Origin of the sequence: Agromyces atrinae, from assembly GCF_013407835.1 — a bacterium.
Lineage (GTDB): Bacteria > Actinomycetota > Actinomycetes > Actinomycetales > Microbacteriaceae > Agromyces > Agromyces atrinae.
Genome location: NZ_JACCBI010000001.1, coordinates 3,151,385 through 3,171,330, shown reverse-complemented (window position 1 = coordinate 3,171,330; position 19,946 = coordinate 3,151,385). Strand labels below are relative to the sequence as shown.

The following is a 19,946-nucleotide window of genomic DNA, read 5'->3' as shown; positions in this document are numbered from 1 at the left end:
GCCGAAGGGAAACCCCGTGTCCAGACTTGTGAAATCGCTTGCGCTCGGGCCGGCCCTCGCCGTCGTGATCGCCCTCGTCGGAGGTTCGGCCGTCGCCGCCGAAGAGGTCGACTCCGGAGCGAGCGAGGCGAGCCTCGCCGTCTCCGGCCAGCTCCTCGTGCTGCCCGTCGAGACTCCGCACGCCGTCGTCTCAGCGGATGACGCGCTCGCCGCACTCGACACTCCCGCCGAGCACTCCTACGACTACTCGCTCGTGCTCGACGACGGCCGCGTCCTCGCGATCGAAGGCGACACCCTCGCCGACTCGAGCACGGGCGACCGCTTCGAGGGCGTCGTCGCGGTGCCCGACGAGGTCGCTGCCACCGTCGAGGGAGTCGAACTCGACGCCCTCATGACGCCCGACTCGATCGAGGGCACGACGACCATCGACACCGCCCTGCCTCTCGACGTCGCATTCGCGGTCGAGTCGGCGACTCTCGAGCCGGGCCCCGGCCTCGACGGCGCCCCGGCACCCATCGACCCGGCATCCGAGTTCGAGGCTCAGGCGCTCGTCGCGCCGCGCGCCCACCGACTCGACGTCGTCGTCGCCACGGGCGGTCAGACGGTGAGCGACTCGGACGTGAACCGCATCGTCGCGAACCTGCAGGAGTTCTGGGTCGCCGAGACCGCGGGCCAGATCTCGTCGATCTCGCGCACGACGTCGGTCAAGCGCATGGCATCGTCGTGCGACGCCCTCGACTCGTGGCAGCGCGGTGCGGCCCTCTTCGGCCGCGACTTCATGTCGTACCCGACGGGCGGATCGACGCCGACGCACCTTCTCGTGATCGACACCGGCTGCGGCGGCGGCGGAAGCGGACTCGGTTCGTTCACCCAGAACATCCACGCGGGCGGCGTCATGTGGGCGAGCGTGCAGCCCGGCATCGACCGCCAGGTGACCCTGCACGAGTTCGGCCACAACATCGGCCTCGACCACTCGAACTCGCAGGACTGCCGCACCTCGTCGGCCGTCGACGACCCCGCCGTCTGCACCCCGACCGAGTACGGCGACCTCTACGACGTCATGGGATACGGCTTCTACATCACCGATGGGGGCGGCGGCATCCTGACCTCGACCGAGGTCCCCGCGGCACTCAACGTGACGCACCGCACGACCCTCGGCACACTCGCTCCCGGGCGTGGTCTGCAGCGGATCGGCTTCCCCGCGGGAGCGACGGGCCCGGTCACGACGACCGTGAACCTCGAAGCGGCCTCGGCCACCGCGGGCACGCGAGGCCTGCAGGTGTTCGACCCGCTGACGGGAGCGGCGTACTACGTCGAGTACCGATCGGGCACCGGACGAGACGCGACGTCGTTCTACCGCACCGTGAACAACTACGTCTCCCTCCCCGAGTTCGGCACCGGCGTGCGCGTGCTGCGCATCCCCGCTGCGACGCCGTCTGGGCAGTCGAACGCCACGTCCCTCGCGCTCCGCACCCGCGGCACCGATGAGTCGAGCCGTCGGTTCTTCGTCGCCGCGGGCGAGCGCATCGTGCCCTCCCCCGGCATCCGCATCGACGTGAAGTCGACGGGCGCGACGGCCTCGGTCGCGGTCACGCTCTCGGGTCTCGTCGCGAAGACGCAGCGCCTCGCAGGTGCCGACCGGTACGCGACCGCGGTCACGATCTCGAAGCACGGCTTCCCGAGCACGGCGCCCGTCGTCTACCTCGCCACGGGCACCAACTACCCCGACGCGCTCGCGGCCGCACCCGCTGCAGCGGTCGAGGGCGGGCCCCTGCTGCTCACCGAGTCGAATCGCCTCACCCCCGTCATCCGTGCCGAGATCGAGCGCCTGAAGCCCTCGAAGGTCGTCATCGTCGGAGGTTCGGGCGCGGTCTCGGCGGCCGTCGAGAAGAGCGTGAAGCAGACTCTCGCGGCGCTCGGCGGCCCGCGCTCGGTCAAGCGCATCGCCGGCACCGACCGTTACGACACCGGCCGTCAGCTCGTGGACTACGCGTTCGGCTCCCGCGCGGTCGACAAGGCCTACGTCGCGACGGGCGCCAACTTCCCCGATGCGCTCTCCGCCGCGGCATCCGCCGGCGGTCGCGCCGCCCCCGTCGTGCTCGTGAACGGAGCCGCCGCCCTCGACGGCCCGACCCGCACCCTGCTCGCGGAGCTCGCACCGTCGAAGATCTCGATCGTCGGCGGCACGGGTGCCGTGTCGAAGCGGATCGAGACCGACCTCACGGGCCGCGGCTACGCCGTGCAGCGTCTCGAGGGCGCCGACCGGTACGCGACGAGCGCACGCATCAACGCCGTCGACTTCCCCGGCTCGGTGCCGCGCGTGTACTTCGCGACCGGCACCGGTTTCGCTGACGCCCTCGCGGGAGCCGCCGTCGCCGCAGCCTCGAAGTCGCCGCTCTACGTGGTACTGCCGACGTGCGTTCCGCAGTCGGTGCGCGGAGCGCTCGCGACGGGATCGACGCGCGACGTGTTCCTCATCGGCGGGCCGGGCGCACTCAGCCCCGCGGTGGAGAAGCTGACCCGCTGCTGACGCACGACACCCCACCCGCGAGCTGCCGAGCAACTCGCGGGTGGGGTGTCGGGTGATGCTGGTATTACGGGCGGCGGCGGACGAGCAGCCAGGTGATGAGAGCGGCGAGCGCGGCGAACAGCACCGCACCACCGATCCACAGCACACCCGAGTCGATGCCGGCGTCCGCTGCGGGCGCGTCGGTCTCGCCCTCGGCCTCGGCGGCGTCTCCGGCTTGCGGGTCGGTGCCGTCGGCGCACGTCGGCGCCGACTCGACGCCCTCGGCGAGAGTCTCGCCCTCTGCCGGCTGCCAGTCGAACGTGAACTCATCCGAGATCGGGTGTCCATCGGTCGAGACGACCTGCCACGCGACCGTGTACTCGCCGGCCGCGCCGAGCTCGGCGTCCATCGACACCGTCGGTCCGTCGATCGTCGCGCAGCCGTCACCGTAGTACAGGCCGTCGGGCCCGGTGACCTCCATGACCGTCACGCCGCCCTCGATGAGAGCGTCGTTGGTCGTGAGCGACACGAACCCCGGCTGCGTCGTGACGACCGCGCCCTGCTCGGGCGACGACCCGACGACGTAGTTGTGCGCTGATGCCGGCATCGCCGACAGGCCGATGAGCAGGGCGGATGCCGCGAACACACCGGCGACCCGGATGACGCGCATTACGCGTCCTTGCGGGAGCGGCGCGCCGTGATCGCGAGGATGATGCCGACGGCACCGACGACGAGACCACCCGCACCGAGGATGCGCGCGACGGTGTCGTCGCTCGACGCGGTCGTCGTGGCGGCGGCCTCTTCGGTCTCGGCGTGCTCGTCACCCTCGGCGTGCTCGTCGGTCGACGCGCTGTGGCCGTGGCCGTCACCCGTCGCCTCGGTCACCTCGATGATCGGGGCGGGAGCGTCGGCCGACTGGTCGGGGTCGCTCCAGTTGGTCTCGCCCGTCTCGCACGACTGCAGCACCGGGAAGGCGAGCGTCTCGCCCGCGGCATCTTCGGGCAGCTGCACCTGGATGTCGACGGTGTCGCGGAAGCCGTCGGCGATCGGCGTGACCGCGGTGTAGACGACCTGCGAGGTACGGTCGCCGTCGGCGATCTTCTCGATCGTGTAGTTCGAGTTGAGGCCCGGGGTGACACTGTTGATGCCCTCGGGGATGTCGATCGTCAGGGCCGTCGTCGGCGAGCCTTCGCAGCCGTGGCCGTAGGCGAACGTGAGCACGGCGTAGCTGCCGGCCGCCGTGCTGTTCGGCGTGACGGTGACATGAGCGCTCGCGGCGAGCGGCGCGGCGAGGGCGAGGAGGGCGCCGGCGCCGAGAGCGGAGACGGCGAGGGCGGGGGTACGGAGCTTCATATCAGGATCCTTCGGAGCAGGGGCGAGCGCCGGATTGGACTCGCCCGAATACAGGGGGAATGGCGGTGCGTTCAGACGAACGCGACAGCACCCTGCGGAGGACCCCGGCGACGGATGCCGGCGGCGACGTGAGCGGCGAGGGGAAGCGTGATCGGAGCTGCACTGACGCGAGCGGGGCGCGGAAGGATGACGGGAAGGACGAACTGCGGCCGCAGGGACCGCACGACGTGCGCGACGACCGACGAGACGGCGAGGGCCGCGCGGTCGGCGTAGCGGACGGCGAGGATCGTGACGACGGCGGCCGCGGCGTGGGCCGCGAGCATGGTCGCGTCGAGGTGCATCATCGACGATCCGCTCGCCGGAGCGATCGCGCCGACGAAGCCCGCGGAGTGGTCGTGCGCCGAGACGGTGCTCGATGCGCCGAGCCCGGCAGAGGGCGTGCCGATCGAGTAGAGCACGTGGAGCGCCGCCTGCGCGAGCACGATGGCGACGCTCGAGCGAGCGAGGGAGATACGGCGACCGACGAGCGGAATGCAGACGAAGGTCGAGAAGGCGAAGGCCAGAACGAGCGCGAGCGCGCCGGGAGCCGCGCCACCGCCGACGGTGTGCGACAGCGCGGCGACGAGAGTGGCGAACGCGGCGACGACCGCGCCCTGCGCTACCCGTCTCGCTCGTGCGTTCACGAAGACCAGACTACCCGCGGCATGTTACGACGATGAGACCGGCGGCCCGCTCACGCGGACCGCCGATCTGTTCCCGTCGGAGCGTCGGGTGGGCTACCAGGCGAGGACCGGAAGCGGGATCGACCGCGAGTCGGTGTAGGGCTCCGTGCCGACGTATCGTGCCGAGAGCAGGTGCAGGCCGCGGGAGAGTCCCGAGATCTTCACTGTCGCGCGGTTCGAGTCACCGGTGAGCTCGGCGGTGCCGACGGCCTTCGAGCCGTCGTAGACGGTGAGCGTGCCGACGGCGTTGCCCTCACCGAGTGCGATCACGTACGCCGTGTACGAGAGCGACGAACCCGACTTGACGAGGAACTTGCTCGGAGCACCGAGGGTCACCGTCGAGATGGGCTGCTGCGGCGGCTGCTCCTCGGCCACGACGATCGGCACCGAGACGGAGGTTCCCGTCGCAGCGACGGCGACCTCGAGCACCTGCGGGCCGCTGACTCCCGTCGGGATGGTGATCTCGACGCTCGCGCGACCTCCCTCATCGGTCGTCGGCACCGGAGTGCGATCGACCGGCGCCGTGCCGAGCACGGTGTCGCCGAGCGAGACCGTCACTTCGCCCGCGGCGGGTTCGGTCGTCGAGAAGTCGAGCGACGACAGGTCGAGGGTGACCGTCTCGCCTGCGGCGTACGCCTCACCGGAGGGCGGCGAGATGACGACGCCGACGGCACGCTGCGCGTAGTCGGGGCTCGCCGAGCCGTTCGCGGCGAAGTAGTCGACCATCGACTGCAGGTCGATCTTGCCCGAGTCGGCGCGGTTCGTGCCCTGGCCGAGCGTCGTGAAGTTGTCACCGCCGGCGGCGAGGAACGAGTTCGCGACGACGTCGTAGCTCGCCGCAGGGTCGAGGGGCTCGCCCGCGAGCGTGATGCTCGTGATGCGCGCTCCGGCCGCGGCCGTCGGGTCGTACGTGTACTCGAGCTCGGAGTTCACACCGAGCTTGAGGAACGGCCGCGACGCACCCGCGGGCTGCCACTGCTCTTCGAGCACCTTCTTGACCTGCTCGCCGGTGAGGGTGAGCGTGAAGAGGGTGTTGGCGAAGGGCTGCACGTTGGCCGCCTCGCGGTAGGTGACGTTGCCGTCGGGGTCATTGGCACCGCGCGACGCGAACGGCAGATCGGCGCGCAGGCCGCCCGGGTTCATGAAGGCGATGTCGACCTCGCGGTCCTGGTTCGCGGCCCACAGCTGGACGTCGGCGACGAAGTTGCCGAGCGTCGACTCCGCACCGCGGTTCTCGACGAGCGTCGGGTTGCCCTGCGAGTCGGTGCCGGGCTGCAGTGCACGGTTGAAGTCACCCGTGATGTCGCCGACCTTCTCGGCACCGAGCACGTCGGCCACGGCCTTCGCCTCGTCGACGATCGCCTGCACCTCGGGCACAGCCGGGTAGAGCGGTGTCGGCGGAGCCGGAGCCGGGTTGACCGTGACGAGCGGCTTCAGTTCGTTCGTGATGGAGAGGAGCTCCTTCGTCACGGGGTCGACCGAGAGCTTCATCTGACCGAAGTACTGACCGTACTGGCCCGCCGAGACGACGAGCGTGTCGCCGACGACGTGGTTGTAGGCCAGGTGGGTGTGCGCCGAGACGATCGCGGCGATGCCGGGGTCGACTCCCTGCACGATCTGACCGAACACCGAGTTGTCGGTGACGCTGCCGATGGCGGTCGTCGCCGCACCCTCGTGCACGAGGAGCACGAGCACGTCGGCCTCGCCGTTCGAGTCGTCACCGTCGGTGAGGTCGGCGGCGACGGCGTTGACCGAGTCGACGACGTCGCGCACCTCGAGGTCGGCGATACCCGCCGGGCTCACGAGCGACTCGAGCTCTTCGGTGACCGCACCGATGAATCCGACGGTCACGCCGTCGAGGGTCTCGGTGTAGTACGGCGCGAGGGCGTGCTCGTCACTGTCTTTCAGGAAGACGTTCGACGAGATGTACTCGAAGTCGGCGCGGTCCTGCACGCGATCGCGGAGATCGGCCCAGCCCTGGTCGAATTCGTGGTTTCCGGCGGCGCTCACGTCGAGGCCGGCGGCGTTGAGCGCGTCGATCGTGGGGTTGTCGTCTTGGATGAAGGACGTGAACGTCGAGGCTCCGATGAGGTCGCCCGCTGCGGCGAAGATCGTGTTCGGGTTCTCGGCGCGCACCTGCTGCACGGCACCGGCGAGCACGGCTGCTCCGGCCGATGCGCCGTCGGGTTCGATACGACCGTGGAAGTCGTTGATCGTGACGATGTCGATGTCGACGGGCACGACCTCGGAGGAGACGCCGACGAGCACGGGATCGTGGTCGCTCGAGCGGAACGGGTCACCCGGGTTGGTCGCACCGTAGGCGTAGCCCCGGTCGCTCCACTCGGGCGAGTTGATGTTCCAGACACCGACACCGGTCACGGTCGCCGCGGCCGAGGGGCTCGCGATGACGTGGTCGAGCGAACCGAGCTCGCCGTCGAACGTGTAGGTGTACTGGCCGGGAGCCTTCGCCGGCACGAGGTCGGTCCAGCCGGCCTCGGTGAAGACGTCGATCGGGTCTTCCTGGGCGTACGAGTTGAAGTCGCCGATGAGGTACACGTCGTCGCTGCCGGCGGCCGCGGTGACCTCGTCGGTGAAGGCGAGGAGGGCCTGCGCCTGCTCGACGCGCTCGGCGGTGAAGTGGCCCTGGCCGTCGGCCGGCTCACCGGGGTTCGGCGAGGGCGGGCTCTTCGACTTGAAGTGGTTGGCGACGACGCTCAGCACCTTGCCGGTCGACAGTTCGAAGGCCTGCGCGATGGGCTCGCGAGCGATGTCCCACACGGTCTCGTCGACCGTCGTCAGGCTGTCGCCGACGGGGGTCACGACGTCGTTGCGGTAGATGATGGCGTTCGTGATGAAGTCGGTGATCGCGGCGTCGTGGAGTGCGGCCGGGGTCGCGACGTAGCTCCAGACATCGGCGCCGGCGGCCTCGTTGAGACCCGCGACGAGGTCGGCGAGCGCGGTGTCGGGTGCGAGCCCGAGCTTCACCGAGTTCTCGATCTCCTGCAGTGCGACGATGTCGGCGTCGAGGCCCGTGATGGCGGCGACGATCTTCGACTTCTGGATCGCGAACTGCTCGGGCGTCGCTGCACCGCGCGCCTGCGAGTTGTCCTGCGTCAGGGTCGTGAAGTAGTTGAAGACGTTGAATGCGCCGATCTGCACGTCGCCGCCGACCTCGGGGGCCGTCTCGGGGCGCGGGTTCGTCGACTCGAACGTCGGCTTCAGTTCGGCGGGGCTCTCGCTGTCGATGGGCTCGGTGGGCTGGAGGCGCCACTCGTTGAAGCCCCAGCCGAGCACGTACGGCGTCTCGGGGAACACGACGGTGTCACCGTTCCGAACGACGGTGTCGGCCGTGAAGTACGGCTGGTCGTTGGGGTGTGCGGCGTTGTCGACGCGCGTCGACCAGCCGTCGTCGAGCAGGAGTCGCGCGGCGCGGTTGGCTGCGGCGATCGCCTGAGCCTCCTCGCCCGGCTGCACCTGCTCGGTGTTCTTCACGGGCAGGGTCTCGCCGGCGGTGAGCCACAGCTCGCCGAAGCTGAAGAGGGTGTGGCTCGAGACCACACGGTAGGTGCCCTCGGGCGAGACGAGCATCGACTCGAACTGCTCGCGGTCGGCACCGATGACCGAGTCGGGCAGCGGCGTCGCCTCGGGAAGACCGACGGCGGCCGTGATGAGTTCGACCGTGCCGCCCGTCGCACCGACGTTGATCTGGGTCTGGCCGTTGAACTCCTCGGCGCGACCGGTGACCCGCACGAGGTCACCCGTCTCACCGGGAGCCGCAGCGTTGCCGAGGAAGACGAAGACGCCGTCGGAAGCGCCGTCACCGGCATCCACCCCGCCCGATCCCTCGGTCTGGATCGTGATGCCGCGGTACCCGCCCGTTCGGTAGTCGCCCGTGAGCACGCCGTCGACGGTGACGGTCTGCCCGGCGAGCGGGGTCGCGGCGCCGGTGCCCTGCACTTCGGCGATCGTGTGCGTCACATCGGCGGCGTACGCCGGAACTGTGGCGAACAGCCCTCCGGCGAGCGCTCCCGCTGTGGCGAGGGCCATGAGTCTGAACGTCGTGCGACGGCGCATTCGTGTCTCCATCAGTCGAAAGTGCCCCCTCGATGAGGGGCACTCGATCGGGGGGTGCGTTCCGTAGCCTATGTATCCGCTCCGACACGCGGTACCCCCCGCACCGCTCTTTTACACAGCGTTCACCTGGTTCGCTCACATGAGCAGAAACGCTCGTCGAGGCCTCTCGATTGCGCGTCGAGCGGTGTCAGAGCCGCCCGGCACCCGTGATGCGCACGACCGCGGCGCCCTCATCGGTCGACGCGTCGAGGTCGATCTCGGCGTGGATGCGCCAGTCGAGATCACCCTCGGGGTCGCTGATGATCTGCGTCGCACGCCAGAGCCCGGGCCCCGCGTTCTCGTCGATCTCGATCATGCGCGGCGAGCGCGCGGCGGGCCCGGTGAGGATCTCGTCGTGCTCGCCGTAGTACGCGTCGAGCACCGCCGGCCAACCCACATCGGGGTCGAGTTCGGCGAGCTCCTCATCGCGCTCGAGGGCGGCGAGCTGCACGCGACGGAAGAGCTCGTTCCGCACGAGGACGGTGAAGGCGCGGCGGTTCGCGACGACGCTCGGCGGGGCAGGAGGCACGACGATCTCGCCCTCCGCCGTGGGGTTCACGAGTTCCGACCACTCGTCGACGAGGCTCGAGTCGACCTGGCGCACGACCTCACCGAGCCACTCGATGACATCTTTGAGTTCTTCGGTCTTCGCGTCATCCGGAACCGTCTGCCGAATCGCGCGGAAGGCGTCGCTCAGGTAGCGCAGCACGAGTCCTTCGCTGCGCGCCAGCTGGTAGAAGGAGACGTACTCACCGAACGACATCGCCCGCTCGAACATGTCGCGCACGACCGACTTCGGCGATAGCTCGAAGTCGCGCACCCACGGCTGCGACGACGCGAAGACCTCGAACGTCTGCCGCAGCAGGTCGTCGAGCGGCTTCGGGTGCGTGACGCCCTCGAGCGCCTCCATGCGCTCCTCGTACTCGACGCCGTCGCGCTTCATCGCCGCGACGGCCTCGCCGCGGGCCCGGTACTGCTGCTGCGAGAGGATCGGGCGCGGGTCGTCGAGGGTGGATTCGATGACGCTCACGACGTCGAGCGCGTAATGGCCGGTGGCGATGCCCGCGTCATCCGGCGTCGCCCCTCGGGGCGTCTCGTCGTCGGGGTCGAGGATCTCGATCGCCGCGAGCGCGAAGGGCGACAGGGGCTGGTTGAGCGCGAAGTTCGGCTGCAGGTCGACCGTGAGGCGGATCGTGGTGTCTGCCGAGAATCGCCATTCGCGTCGAGAATCGCCGTCAGAACGGTCGATCTCGACAGAATCGGCGACATTCGACGTCCAGATCTCGACGACGCCCGCGGCGACGAGCGTGCGGAAGATGCCGAGCGCACGACGCGCGAGCTCGTACTGACGCGCGCGGCTCTCGTGGTTGTCGAAGACGAGGGAGCGTACGTTGCCGAACACGTCTCCGCCGCGACCGATGACGTTGATCATCATCGCCGCGGTCAGCTGCATGCGCGGCTGCAGCGGCTCGGGCTCGGCCGCGATGAGCTTCTCGAACGACGCCGCGCTCCAGTTCACGAAGCCGTCGGGCGCCTTCTTGCGCACCACCTTCTTGAGCTTCTTCGGGTCGTCGCCGGCCTTCCGGACGGATGCCGCGTTCTCGATCTCGTGCTCGGGGGCGAGGGCCACGACCGTGCCGGCGGTGTCGTACCCTGCACGCCCCGCGCGACCCGCGATCTGGTGGAACTCGCGCGCCGAGAGCTGCCGCTGACGCTGACCGTCGTACTTCGAGAGCTGCGCGAGCAGCACCGAGCGGATCGGCACGTTGATGCCGACGCCGAGCGTGTCGGTGCCGCAGATGACGCGCAGGAGCCCGCGCTGCGCGAGCGTCTCGACGAGGCGCCGGTAGCGCGGCAGCATGCCCGCGTGGTGCACGCCGATGCCGGAGCGCACGAGCCGCGAGAGGGTCTTGCCGAAGGCCGTCGTGAAGCGGAAGCCCCCGATCGCCTCGGCGATCTCGTCGCGCTGCTCACGGCTGACGATGCGGATCGACGAGAGCGCCTGCGCCCGCTCCATCGCCTGAGCCTGCGAGAAGTGCACGACGTAGATGGGCGACTGCTTCGTCTCGAGCAGCTCCTCGACGGTCTCGTGCACGGGCGTCGTCGCGTACGAGAAGTGCAGGGGCACAGGGCGGTCGACTCCCGTGACGCGCGCGGTGTCGCGGCCCGTGCGACGCGTGAGGTCGTCGGCGATCGCTGTGACGTCGCCGAGCGTCGCCGACATGAGGATGAACTGCGCGCGGTTCAGCAGCAGGAGGGGGACCTGCCACGCCCACCCGCGATCCGGGTCGGCGTAGTAGTGGAACTCGTCCATGACGACCTGGTCAACATCCGCATCGGCGCCGTGTCGGAGGGCGAGATTCGCGAGGATCTCGGCCGTGCAGCAGATGATCGGGGCGTCGGGGTTGACCGACGAATCGCCCGTCACCATACCGACGGCTTCGGCGCCGAAGATGTCGGCGAGCGCGAAGAACTTCTCGCTCACGAGCGCCTTGATGGGGGCCGTGTAGTAGGTGCGGCCTCCCGAGCGGGCGACGGATGCCGCGTGCGCCGCGATCGCGACGAGCGACTTACCCGTTCCGGTGGGGGTCGAGAGGATGACGTTGTTGCCCGAGACGATCTCGATGATCGCTTCGTCCTGCGCGGGATAGAGGGTGAGACCGCGCGATGCGCTCCACTCGACGAAAGCGTCGTATGCGGCATCCGGGTCGTACGGGCGCGGCATCCGCTCGGTCAGGTTCACCCTCTCGAGTCTGCCCTACCCGCTCCCCCTCCCTCGCACCCGCCCCTCCCCCTCACGTCTCGGCGTCACGAATGTGCTGTTCGAGCCCCGCGAGCAGCACATTCGTGACGCCGAGACGGAAGAAAGAGGGGCGCAGGATGACGCGGGCGGGGGTCAGGCGAGGAGGAGGGAGACGACGAGGAGCACGGGGATCGAGCCGAGCGTCGTGAGGAAGACCGTGTCGCGCGCGAGGATCTCGGAGCGCTCGTACCGCTGCGCGTAGTTGAAGACGTTCTGCGCGGTCGGCAGCGCCGCGAGCACCGTGACGGCATAGAGCGCGTGCCCCTCGACGCCGAAGACGAAGCGGCCGATGAGCCACGCCGCGACGGGCATCACGAGGAGCTTGAGCGCCGAGGCGAGCAGCACGTCGCGTCGACCCGACCCCGCCTCGAGCATCTTCTGGCCGTGCAGCGACATCCCGAAGCTGATGAGCATGAGCGGGATCGCCGCGTGGCCGACGACGCTGAGCGGTTCGAGCACGATCTCGGGCAGCGTCGTTCCGGTCGCCGATGTGATGAGTGCCGTCGCGAGGCCCGCGAGCGACCCGAGGATGATCGGGTTCGTGAACGTCTGACCGACGATGCGCCCGACGGATGCCCGCCCCTGGGCTTCGGCGTCGAGGATCGCGAGCGCGACGGGCGTGAAGACGAGCAGCTGCAGCAGCACGACAGGGGCGGCGAGCGCCGCATCGCCGAGCATGTAGAGCGCGATCGGCAGGCCGATGTTGTTGGCGTTGACGTATCCCGAGGCGAGCGAGCCGACGACGACACTTCCCGCTCGACGACGCCACACGACGAGTGCGATGACCGCGAAGATCACGAACATCGAGACCGCCGCGAGCGCCGAGACCGGCAGCAAGGCCGAGAACAAGATGCGCACGTCGGCCGTCGCCAGCACGGTGAAGAGGAGGAACGGCGAGAGCACGAAGAAGACGAGTCGGCTGAGCACGTACCGGGCGTGCGGTCCGAGCACACCCGTGCGACCGGCGACGTACCCCGCGATGATCGCGACGGCGATGACGGCGAAGCCGGTCAGTGCGCCGATCACGCGTCGGTGCGCTGAGCGAGGGCTCGCTCAGCGCCCTCACGGTCAGCGCTCTCACGGCCAGCGCTCTCACGATCGGCGGCGGCCGAATCGACGACCCCGCGCTCGAGGATCGCGCGATCGACGACGGCCTGCGCGGCGAGGGTCACGGCTTCGACGATCGCGGCGCGACGTTCGGCGACCCGGTTCGAGGCGTCGCCCGCGAGCAGGGCGTCGAGTTGCGGCAACACGACCCAGGCGTCGCAGAGGCTCACGATCGTGAGCAGCAGATCGGCGGCCTCGCGTCGCGACGCGCACGGGAGCACCCGCGTGACGAGCGTCACCTTGAGCTCGTGGCGCTCGCGTCGTTCGGGCGACGAGTGAGCGTCTTCGCCGCGTTCGAGCCCCTCCCAGAACAGCAAGCGGGGAACGGTGCGATCGCGCACGTGGTGGTCGAAGAGTCGCCCGGCGTAGTCGCCCATCGCGGCGGCGCCCCGGCCCTCGATGGGCACCTCGTCCATGAGGCGGCGGAGCGCCGTCGCGACGACGGTGTCGAAGAGGTCGGTCTTCTTGCCGAAGTACTGGTAGATGCGTTCCTTGTTGACGCCCGCCGTCGCGGCGATGCGATCGACGCGTGCGCCGGCGAGCCCGTGGTCGCAGAACTCGCGGGTCGCGGCATCGAGCAGCAGTTGCTGCGTGCGCTCGATGTCCCAGGCCATGAGCCCATCCTACAGATTCCAACCAGATAGTTGCGGATGATGGCGAAGACGCACTACATTCACAACCGAACAGTTGGAGATTGGACGAGAACATGACCGCCACCACCCCCGAAGCATCGACCGCCGCGCCCGCAACCCTCGACTCGCCCGCGGTCGGCACGCCCGCGTCATCCGCCCCGCGACCGCCGTCGGTGCACGTGCGCGCCCTGCTCACCTGGCTCGCGATCTTCCCGCTCGTGACGATCGGCATGCTGTTGCTCGCCGACGTCTGGGCCGGGTGGCACCCCGTGCTGCGTTCGTTCGCGCTCACGCTCGTGGTCGTTCCGCTCGCCGTCTACCTCGTCGTGCCGAACCTCATGAAGGGATACGGTGCGCTCATTCGGCGCCGCGCGCGGTGATCTGATACACGAGGGGATGACGGCCGTACACCCCCTTCCGGATAACCGGTCGACCGATTAGGGTCGTGAGCGATGCCGCCGAGGGAGGCGGCCGAACGGGAGCTTCGATGAAGACGCGACGGATCGGTGACCGCACGGTGAGCGCGATCGGACTCGGCGGGATGCCGATGTCGATCGAAGGCCGCCCCGACGAGGAACGGTCGATCCGCACGATCCACGCCGCGCTCGACGCGGGCATCACCCTCATCGACACCGCGGACGCGTACCACCGCGACGCGGGCGAGGTCGGGCACAACGAGTCGCTCATCCGGAAGGCGCTCGATTCGTGGGGTGGCGATCGCGACGACATCCTCGTCGCGACGAAGGGCGGTCTCGAGCGCCCGGGCGACGGACGCTGGGTGCGCCACGGCGACCCCGAGTACCTGAAGCGCGCGGCGAAGGCCTCGCTCGAACGACTCGGCGGCGACGCACTCGACCTCTACCAGTTCCACCGCCACGACTCGACGGTGCTCTACGCCGACTCGATCGGCGCACTCCGCGAACTGGTCGACGAGGGCGTCGTGCGACAGGCCGGCATCTCGAACGCCGATGCGCAGCAGATCGACATCGCTCGCGGCATCCTCGGCGAGCACCTCGTCTCGGTGCAGAACCAGTTCTCGCCCTCGTACCGCTCGAGCCAGGGCGAACTCGACATCACGACGCGGCTCGGGCTCGCGTTCCTGCCGTGGAGCCCGCTCGGCGGCATCGCCGGCGCCGCACGCCTTGGCGCTCGCTTCGCCCCCTTCGCCGAGGTCGCCGCACGGCACGGCGTGAGCCCGCAGCGCGTGTGCCTCGCGTGGGAGCTCGCGCTCGCGCCGAACCTCATCCCGATTCCCGGCGCGTCGCGCCCCGAGAGCGTCATCGACTCAGCGCAGGCCCCCGACCTCGAACTCACCCCCGACGACATCGCCGCGCTCACCGCGGCCTGAAAGGCGACCATGACGAACGAGACCCCTCACCCCACGAACCCGCTCGGCACGACGGGCATGGACATCACGCGCGTCGGCTTCGGCGCATGGGCGATCGGCGGCAGCGACTGGGCATTCGGCTGGGGCGCGCAGGATGACGCCGACTCGGTCGCCGCCATTCGGCACGCCGTCGAGGCCGGTGTGAACTGGATCGACACGGCCGCCGTGTACGGCCTCGGCCACTCGGAAGAAGTCGTCGCGCGAGCCCTCGCCGACCTGCCCGAAGCAGACCGGCCGTACGTCTTCACGAAGGGCGGCATGGTCTGGGACCTGGAGAACCGTCGCGAGCGGGCGAAGCGCGTCGGCGACCCCGCGTCGATCCGGCGCGAGGCGGAGGCATCACTCCGCCGCCTCGGTGTCGAGCGCATCGACCTCTACCAGATGCACTGGCCCGCCGAAGATGGAACGCCGCTCGAGGAGTACTGGCAGACCTTCGTCGACCTGCGCGACGAGGGCAAGGTGCGTGCGATCGGACTCTCGAACCACTCGGTCGAACAGCTCGAGGCCGCCGAGGCGATCGGGCACGTCGACACGCTGCAGCCGCCGTTCTCGGCGATCCGCCGGGGCGTCGCCGACGAGATCCTGCCGTGGTGCGCCGCGAACGACACGGGCGTCATCGTCTACAGCCCCATGGGGTCGGGCCTCCTGACCGGCGCATTCTCGGCCGAGCGGGTCGCGAACCTACCGGATGACGATTGGCGACGCAACAGCGCCGACTTCACGACCAACCTCGACGCGAACCTGCGGATCGGCGACGCGCTCGCCCGCGTGGCCGCACGTCACAGGGTCTCGCAGGCGGCCGCGGCTGCCGCGTGGACGCTCGGCTTCGACGGCGTGACGGCTGCGATCGTGGGCGCGCGCTCCCCCGAGCAGATCGACGGCTGGATCGCCGCGGCCGACCTCGAACTCACCCCCGAGGACTACGCCGAGGTCGCCGCCGCCTTCTGACCGCCCCTCACCCGCGAGCTGCGCCCTCGGGCCGGCCCCGCTCAATCCGTCTCGGCGTCACGACACGCTGGCCACACTCGTTGTAGCCAGCGTGTCGTGACGCCGAGACTGTTTTTCGGTCGAGGTGAGTTAACGGGTTGACATTGAGGGTGTTAACGGGTTTACTCGGGGCATGCACCTCACCCCCGACGCCGACTCGCCGCTCGGCGACCGCATCACCGTCACGCTGCACGCCCTCGTCGAACGCATCGACGCGTTCGCCGACGGCATGCTGCGCGCTCAGTTCGGAATCACGTACAGCCAGTTCTTCTTCCTCGCCGTACTGTCGTCGATCGAGCGGCCCGGCCACCCCGACGTCACCGAGATGGCCGAGTGCCTCGGCGTCTCGAAGGCCGCGGTCTCGAAGCGCCTGACCTCGTTCGTCGACGCGGGCTGGATCACGCTGCCCGGCGACCCCGCCAACGCGCGCCGCGTCGTGCTCGCGCTCACACGCGCTGCTCGGGACCTCGTCGCGAACGCGGCCGCCGCACTCGACGCGAGCTTCACCGAGCACTTCAGTCGCGTCACGTCCGTCGACCTCGGCGCCCTGCACGACGACCTCAAGACCGTCATCCAGGTCCTTGATGAGCAGGGTCGTGATGAGCAGAGCCCCGAATCCCCCCTCCCCACCGAAAGGCCACAGTCATGAACACCCTCGTCATCGTCGGCCACCCGCTGACCGGCACGTTCACCCGCGCCCTCGCCGACTCGTACGCCGACGCCGCGCGCGACGGCGGAGCGGATGTCCGCGTCCTCGATCTCGCCGCGACACCCTTCCCGCACGACCCCGAGACGCGCGACGAGTTGCGTGCACGGGATTCTCGCGATCACCTCCCCGCCGTCATCCGTGAGCTCATCGCCGAGGTCGAGTGGGCCGATCACCTGGTCGTCGTCTACCCGCAGTGGTGGGGCACCTACCCGGCCGTGCTCAAGGCGTTCATCGACCGCGTCTTCCTCTCGGGGGTGTCGTTCCGGTACGGAAAGGGTCCGATCTCGGAGCGTCTGTGGGCCGGCAAGACCGCGCGCATCGTCATGGTCATGGACTCGCCGCGCTTCTGGAACCGTCTCGTGTACCGCAACGCGAGCGAGACGGCGCTCTCGCGCGCGACGTTCGGGTACTGCGGCGTGAAGACCGTCGGCATCACCCGGTTCACGCCCGTGCGCTTCTCGACGCTCGAGAAGCGGCAGGGGTGGTTGCGCACGGCCGCGGCGCTCGGACGAACGGATGCCGCGCGCGGCCGCTCTCGCACATCCCCCGCGCTCGTCGACGCCTGACCCGTTCGCAATTCAGGCCGCCGACCGTGTCGAGGTCGCGCGTGCCCTGTGGCGACCGCGACACACCGTGCGCGCACCTGAATTGCGAACAGGGAGAGCGCTGAGTGCGTCATCCCCTCGTCTCGGCGTCACGAATGTGCTGCTCGCGCTCGGCGGAGAGCACATTCGTGACGCCGAGACTGTGGGGAGGGATGTCAGTCGAAGAGTTCGCTCAACCAGTTGTCGCGCTTCTTCTTCTTGCCGTAGCCGTTGTTGTAACCGGAGTTGTTGTAACCGGAGTTGTTGTAGCCGGAGTCGTAGCGGTCATCGCGGTCGCGGTCTCGTGAACGGGAATCGCGGTAGCGGTCATCCTGCTGGCCGTAGGCGGGCGCGGGCGGTGCCATCGGCGGCGCCATCGGGGCCGCCTGGGGCAGGGTCGCGGCGGCCGGCCGGAACTCCTGCGCCGCACGGTCGAGGATCTTGTCGAGCTCGCCACGGTCGAGCCAGACTCCGCGGCACGTCGGGCAGTAGTCGATCTCGACTCCGCTGCGCTCGCTCATGACCAACACGGTTCCGTCACTGGGGCACTGCATGCTTCCTCCTGGGGTCTGGGAGAACTGAGCATAGAGCCACCAACTGAGGCGAAGCTGCGCGTGGCATCATGAGCCATGCCCTTCGGATTGCGGCGCGATGTTAGGCGCCCCGACGACTCTCCACGCACCGATCGTGTGAGCTTCATCGAGCTCTTCTTCGACCTCGTGTTCGTCTTCGCGCTGACGCAGTTGTCGGCGTACCTCTATGAGAATCAGACGCCTCTCGGCGCCTTCGAGGGCGCGATCATGGTGCTCGCACTCTGGTGGGCCTGGGTGTCGACGACGTGGGTGACGAACTATCTCGATCCGGTGAAGCTGCCCGTGCGCGGCGCCGTGATCGGTCTCGCGCTCATCGCACTGATGCTGAGCGTCTCGATCGCCGATTCGTTCGGTGAGCGCGCCTGGATCTTCGCGATCGCGTACGTCGCGCTGCAGCTCGGCCGGGTGGTCTTCGTCATCCTCGCCACGTGGCGGCACGACCGCACACTCGCTCGGCGATTCGTGCGCATCCTCGTGTGGACGATCGTCGCGAGCACGTTCTGGATCGGCGGCGCGCTCCTGCCGCTCGAGTGGCAACTGCCGTTCTGGGGCGTGGCGCTCACCGTCGAGTACCTGGGATCGAGCCTCGGCTTCCCCGTTCCCGGCGTCGCGAGCGACCGCGCCGACGACGAGTTGTCGGGCGCCCACATCGCCGAGCGCGCCGCGCTCTTCGTGCTCATCGCCATCGGCGAGGGGCTGCTCGTCACCGGTTTCACCTTCGTCGAGCTCGAGATCTCGGTCGAGGCGGTGCTCGCACTCTTCGGCGCCTTCGTCGCGGCGGCCGCGATGTGGTGGATCTACTTCGATCGCGGCGAACGCCTCGGCTCGGAGATCATCGAGAAGTCCGACTCCCCCGGCCGCCTCGCCCGACTCGCCTACACCTACGTGCACCTCCCGGTCATCGCGGGCATCGTGCTCACGAGCGTCGCCGACAAGGAACTGCTCTCGCACCCTCTCGAGCAGAGCCCCTCGACGGTCGTCGCGGTGCTCGGAGGGCCGGCGCTGTTCCTCATCGGCACCCTGCTCTTCCGCCGCGTGTTGCAGCACCGCTGGCTCGTGACGTACCTCGCCGGCATCCTGGCGCTCGGGATACTCGCCGCCGCCTCGCCCACGATGACGCCGATCGCGCTGGGGCTCTCGGCGACGGCCGTGCTCGTCGCGGTGGCTGCGGCCGAGACGATCGTGCGGGTGCGGTCGGGGCATCGATCGGGCGGATGACGCGGGCGGGGGTCTCTCCTCGCGCGGGCGGTTGCTCGAACGCGACTGGCGGCCGTGGGTGCTCGTTCTCCCAGCGCAGATGGTCTCTCGACCGCGTCTCCCGGCGCAGGTACTCCTCTTACCAGCGCGGGTGGATGGCCGCCCGGAAGTCGCGGTCGTAGAGATCGCGCACGGCGTCATCGATGCCGTCGGCGAGCTCGATCGAGCCGGCGGCTGCGTTGGCGGTCGCCTGATCGACGCTGCGGGCACCAGGGATGACGGTCGACACACCGGGCTGGCGCGCGATCCAGGCGAGGGCGACCTGCGACGTCGTTGCGCCGTCGGGGCCGAACTCTCGAGCGATCTCGGCGAACTGCTGCGCGGCGCGCACGCCGGTCTCGAAGTCGACGCCCGAGAACGTCTCGCCGACGTCGAACGCCTCGCCCGATCGGTTGTACGTGCGGTGGTCGTTGGCTGCGAAGGTCGTGTCGACCGAGTAGCGGCCGGAGAGCAGTCCGCTCGCGAGAGGCACACGCGCGATGATGCCGACACCCGCGTCGATCGCGGCGGGCAGCACGGCGTCGAGCGGCTTCAGCCGGAAGGCGTTGAGGATGATCTGCACGCTCGCGACTCCCGGACGAGCGATCGCCGTCAGGGCCTCGTCGACTGTCTCGACGCTCACGCCGTAGGCCGCGATCGACCCGTCGTCGACGAGGGCATCGAGGTCGTCGAAGACACGGTCGTTCGAGTAGACGGAGGTCGGCGGGCAGTGCAACTGCACGAGGTCGACGGTGTCGACGCCGAGGTTCGCGCGCGAGCGATCGATCCAGGCACGGAAGTTCGCCGCCGAGTAGTTCTCGGGAACCTGGTCGAGGCGGCGACCCAGTTTGGTCGCCACGGTCACGCCGGCACCGGGGTTCGACGCCAGCCAGCGACCGATCGTGGTCTCGCTGCGGCCGTCGCCATAGACATCCGCCGTGTCGAAGAAGGTGACGCCCGCTGCAGCGGCCGCGTCGAGCACCGCGAGTGCGTCGGAATCGGCGACGACGCCCCAATCGGCGCCGAGCTGCCACGTGCCGAGACCGATGACGGATACCGAGCGGCCGGTGCGGCCGAGAGTGCGTGTCTGCATGGGATGCAGCCTACGGGGAGCGTCTGACACGGTGCCTGATCGCGTCGCCTCTAAGCCCCGCTCCTGTTCTTCGCTGACGACGTTCGACGACTCACTTCTCCGCGGGTCCTCATACGAC

Annotated in this window: 16 protein-coding genes; 7 read left to right on the top strand and 9 right to left on the bottom strand. The window is 69.5% G+C overall.

Annotated features, from left to right (window positions below):
* Nucleotides 1-16: 16 nt before the first annotated feature.
* Nucleotides 17-2,530, top strand: coding sequence for a cell wall-binding repeat-containing protein (locus BJ972_RS17595; protein WP_129177016.1), 2,514 nt, complete (start codon nt 17-19; stop codon nt 2,528-2,530).
* Nucleotides 2,531-2,594: 64 nt separating this feature from the next.
* Here BJ972_RS17595 and BJ972_RS14635 read toward each other — a convergent pair whose 3' ends face one another.
* The 7 genes from BJ972_RS14635 to BJ972_RS14605 all read right to left on the bottom strand — a co-directional run bounded on the left by BJ972_RS14635 (nt 2,595) and on the right by BJ972_RS14605 (nt 13,221).
* A complete protein-coding gene (locus BJ972_RS14635) occupies nt 2,595-3,179 on the bottom strand; it encodes a copper resistance CopC family protein (protein ID WP_129177014.1) in 585 nt (194 codons plus the stop codon).
* The gene (locus BJ972_RS14630) at nt 3,179-3,862 is read right to left on the bottom strand and encodes a YcnI family copper-binding membrane protein (RefSeq protein WP_129177012.1); all 684 of its coding nucleotides are present in this window, start codon (nt 3,860-3,862) and stop codon (nt 3,179-3,181) included. Before BJ972_RS14630 ends, BJ972_RS14635 begins: the two co-directional genes overlap by 1 nt.
* 71 nt (nt 3,863-3,933) lie before the next feature.
* Nucleotides 3,934-4,545, bottom strand: a complete 612-nt coding sequence (locus tag BJ972_RS14625; protein WP_129177010.1) for a hypothetical protein — start codon at nt 4,543-4,545, stop codon at nt 3,934-3,936.
* 93 nt (nt 4,546-4,638) lie between these two features.
* Nucleotides 4,639-8,631, bottom strand: a complete 3,993-nt coding sequence (locus tag BJ972_RS14620) for an ExeM/NucH family extracellular endonuclease (protein ID WP_241830899.1) — start codon at nt 8,629-8,631, stop codon at nt 4,639-4,641.
* A 214-nt stretch (nt 8,632-8,845) separates the two neighbouring features.
* Entirely contained in the window at nt 8,846-11,422 is a 2,577-nt protein-coding gene (locus tag BJ972_RS14615; RefSeq protein ID WP_129177132.1) for a DEAD/DEAH box helicase, read from the bottom strand.
* 171 nt (nt 11,423-11,593) lie between these two features.
* Complete coding sequence (locus BJ972_RS14610) at nt 11,594-12,526, bottom strand: AEC family transporter (RefSeq protein ID WP_129177005.1); 933 nt, start codon at nt 12,524-12,526, stop codon at nt 11,594-11,596.
* Nucleotides 12,523-13,221 carry a TetR/AcrR family transcriptional regulator gene (locus tag BJ972_RS14605; RefSeq protein ID WP_129177003.1) on the bottom strand — a complete coding sequence of 233 codons (699 nt, stop codon included), beginning with the start codon at nt 13,219-13,221 and terminating at the stop codon, nt 12,523-12,525. The genes BJ972_RS14610 and BJ972_RS14605 overlap by 4 nt, the downstream gene beginning before the upstream one ends.
* Before the next feature lie 92 nt (nt 13,222-13,313).
* On the opposite strand from BJ972_RS14605, the gene BJ972_RS14600 reads away from it, so the two are divergent.
* From BJ972_RS14600 to BJ972_RS14580, 5 genes are all read left to right on the top strand, one after another.
* The gene (locus tag BJ972_RS14600; RefSeq protein ID WP_129177001.1) at nt 13,314-13,619 is read left to right on the top strand and encodes a putative antibiotic biosynthesis monooxygenase; all 306 of its coding nucleotides are present in this window, start codon (nt 13,314-13,316) and stop codon (nt 13,617-13,619) included.
* Nucleotides 13,620-13,726: 107 nt separating this feature from the next.
* The gene (locus tag BJ972_RS14595; protein WP_129176999.1) at nt 13,727-14,587 is read left to right on the top strand and encodes an aldo/keto reductase; all 861 of its coding nucleotides are present in this window, start codon (nt 13,727-13,729) and stop codon (nt 14,585-14,587) included.
* Between the two features lie 9 nt (nt 14,588-14,596).
* Nucleotides 14,597-15,574, top strand: coding sequence for an aldo/keto reductase (locus BJ972_RS14590; protein WP_129176997.1), 978 nt, complete (start codon nt 14,597-14,599; stop codon nt 15,572-15,574).
* A gap of 172 nt (nt 15,575-15,746) precedes the next feature.
* Nucleotides 15,747-16,262, top strand: coding sequence for a MarR family winged helix-turn-helix transcriptional regulator (locus BJ972_RS14585; protein ID WP_129176995.1), 516 nt, complete (start codon nt 15,747-15,749; stop codon nt 16,260-16,262).
* Nucleotides 16,259-16,888, top strand: coding sequence for an NAD(P)H-dependent oxidoreductase (locus BJ972_RS14580; RefSeq protein WP_129176992.1), 630 nt, complete (start codon nt 16,259-16,261; stop codon nt 16,886-16,888). The genes BJ972_RS14585 and BJ972_RS14580 overlap by 4 nt, the downstream gene beginning before the upstream one ends.
* Before the next feature lie 194 nt (nt 16,889-17,082).
* Here the strand turns inward: BJ972_RS14580 and BJ972_RS14575 are convergent, their stop codons facing one another.
* Nucleotides 17,083-17,460: a TFIIB-type zinc ribbon-containing protein gene (locus tag BJ972_RS14575; protein ID WP_129176990.1), complete on the bottom strand. Its 378-nt coding sequence runs from the start codon at nt 17,458-17,460 to the stop codon at nt 17,083-17,085.
* A 135-nt stretch (nt 17,461-17,595) separates the two neighbouring features.
* Between BJ972_RS14575 and BJ972_RS14570 the strand changes: the two genes are divergently transcribed.
* On the top strand, nt 17,596-18,717 hold the full coding sequence (locus tag BJ972_RS14570; protein WP_164989991.1) for a low temperature requirement protein A: 1,122 nt from the start codon (nt 17,596-17,598) through the stop codon (nt 18,715-18,717).
* A 118-nt stretch (nt 18,718-18,835) separates the two neighbouring features.
* Here the strand turns inward: BJ972_RS14570 and BJ972_RS14565 are convergent, their stop codons facing one another.
* Nucleotides 18,836-19,828 (bottom strand): aldo/keto reductase, encoded by a 993-nt coding sequence (locus tag BJ972_RS14565; protein WP_129176986.1) that lies wholly within the window; start codon nt 19,826-19,828, stop codon nt 18,836-18,838.
* Nucleotides 19,829-19,946 lie beyond the last annotated feature (118 nt).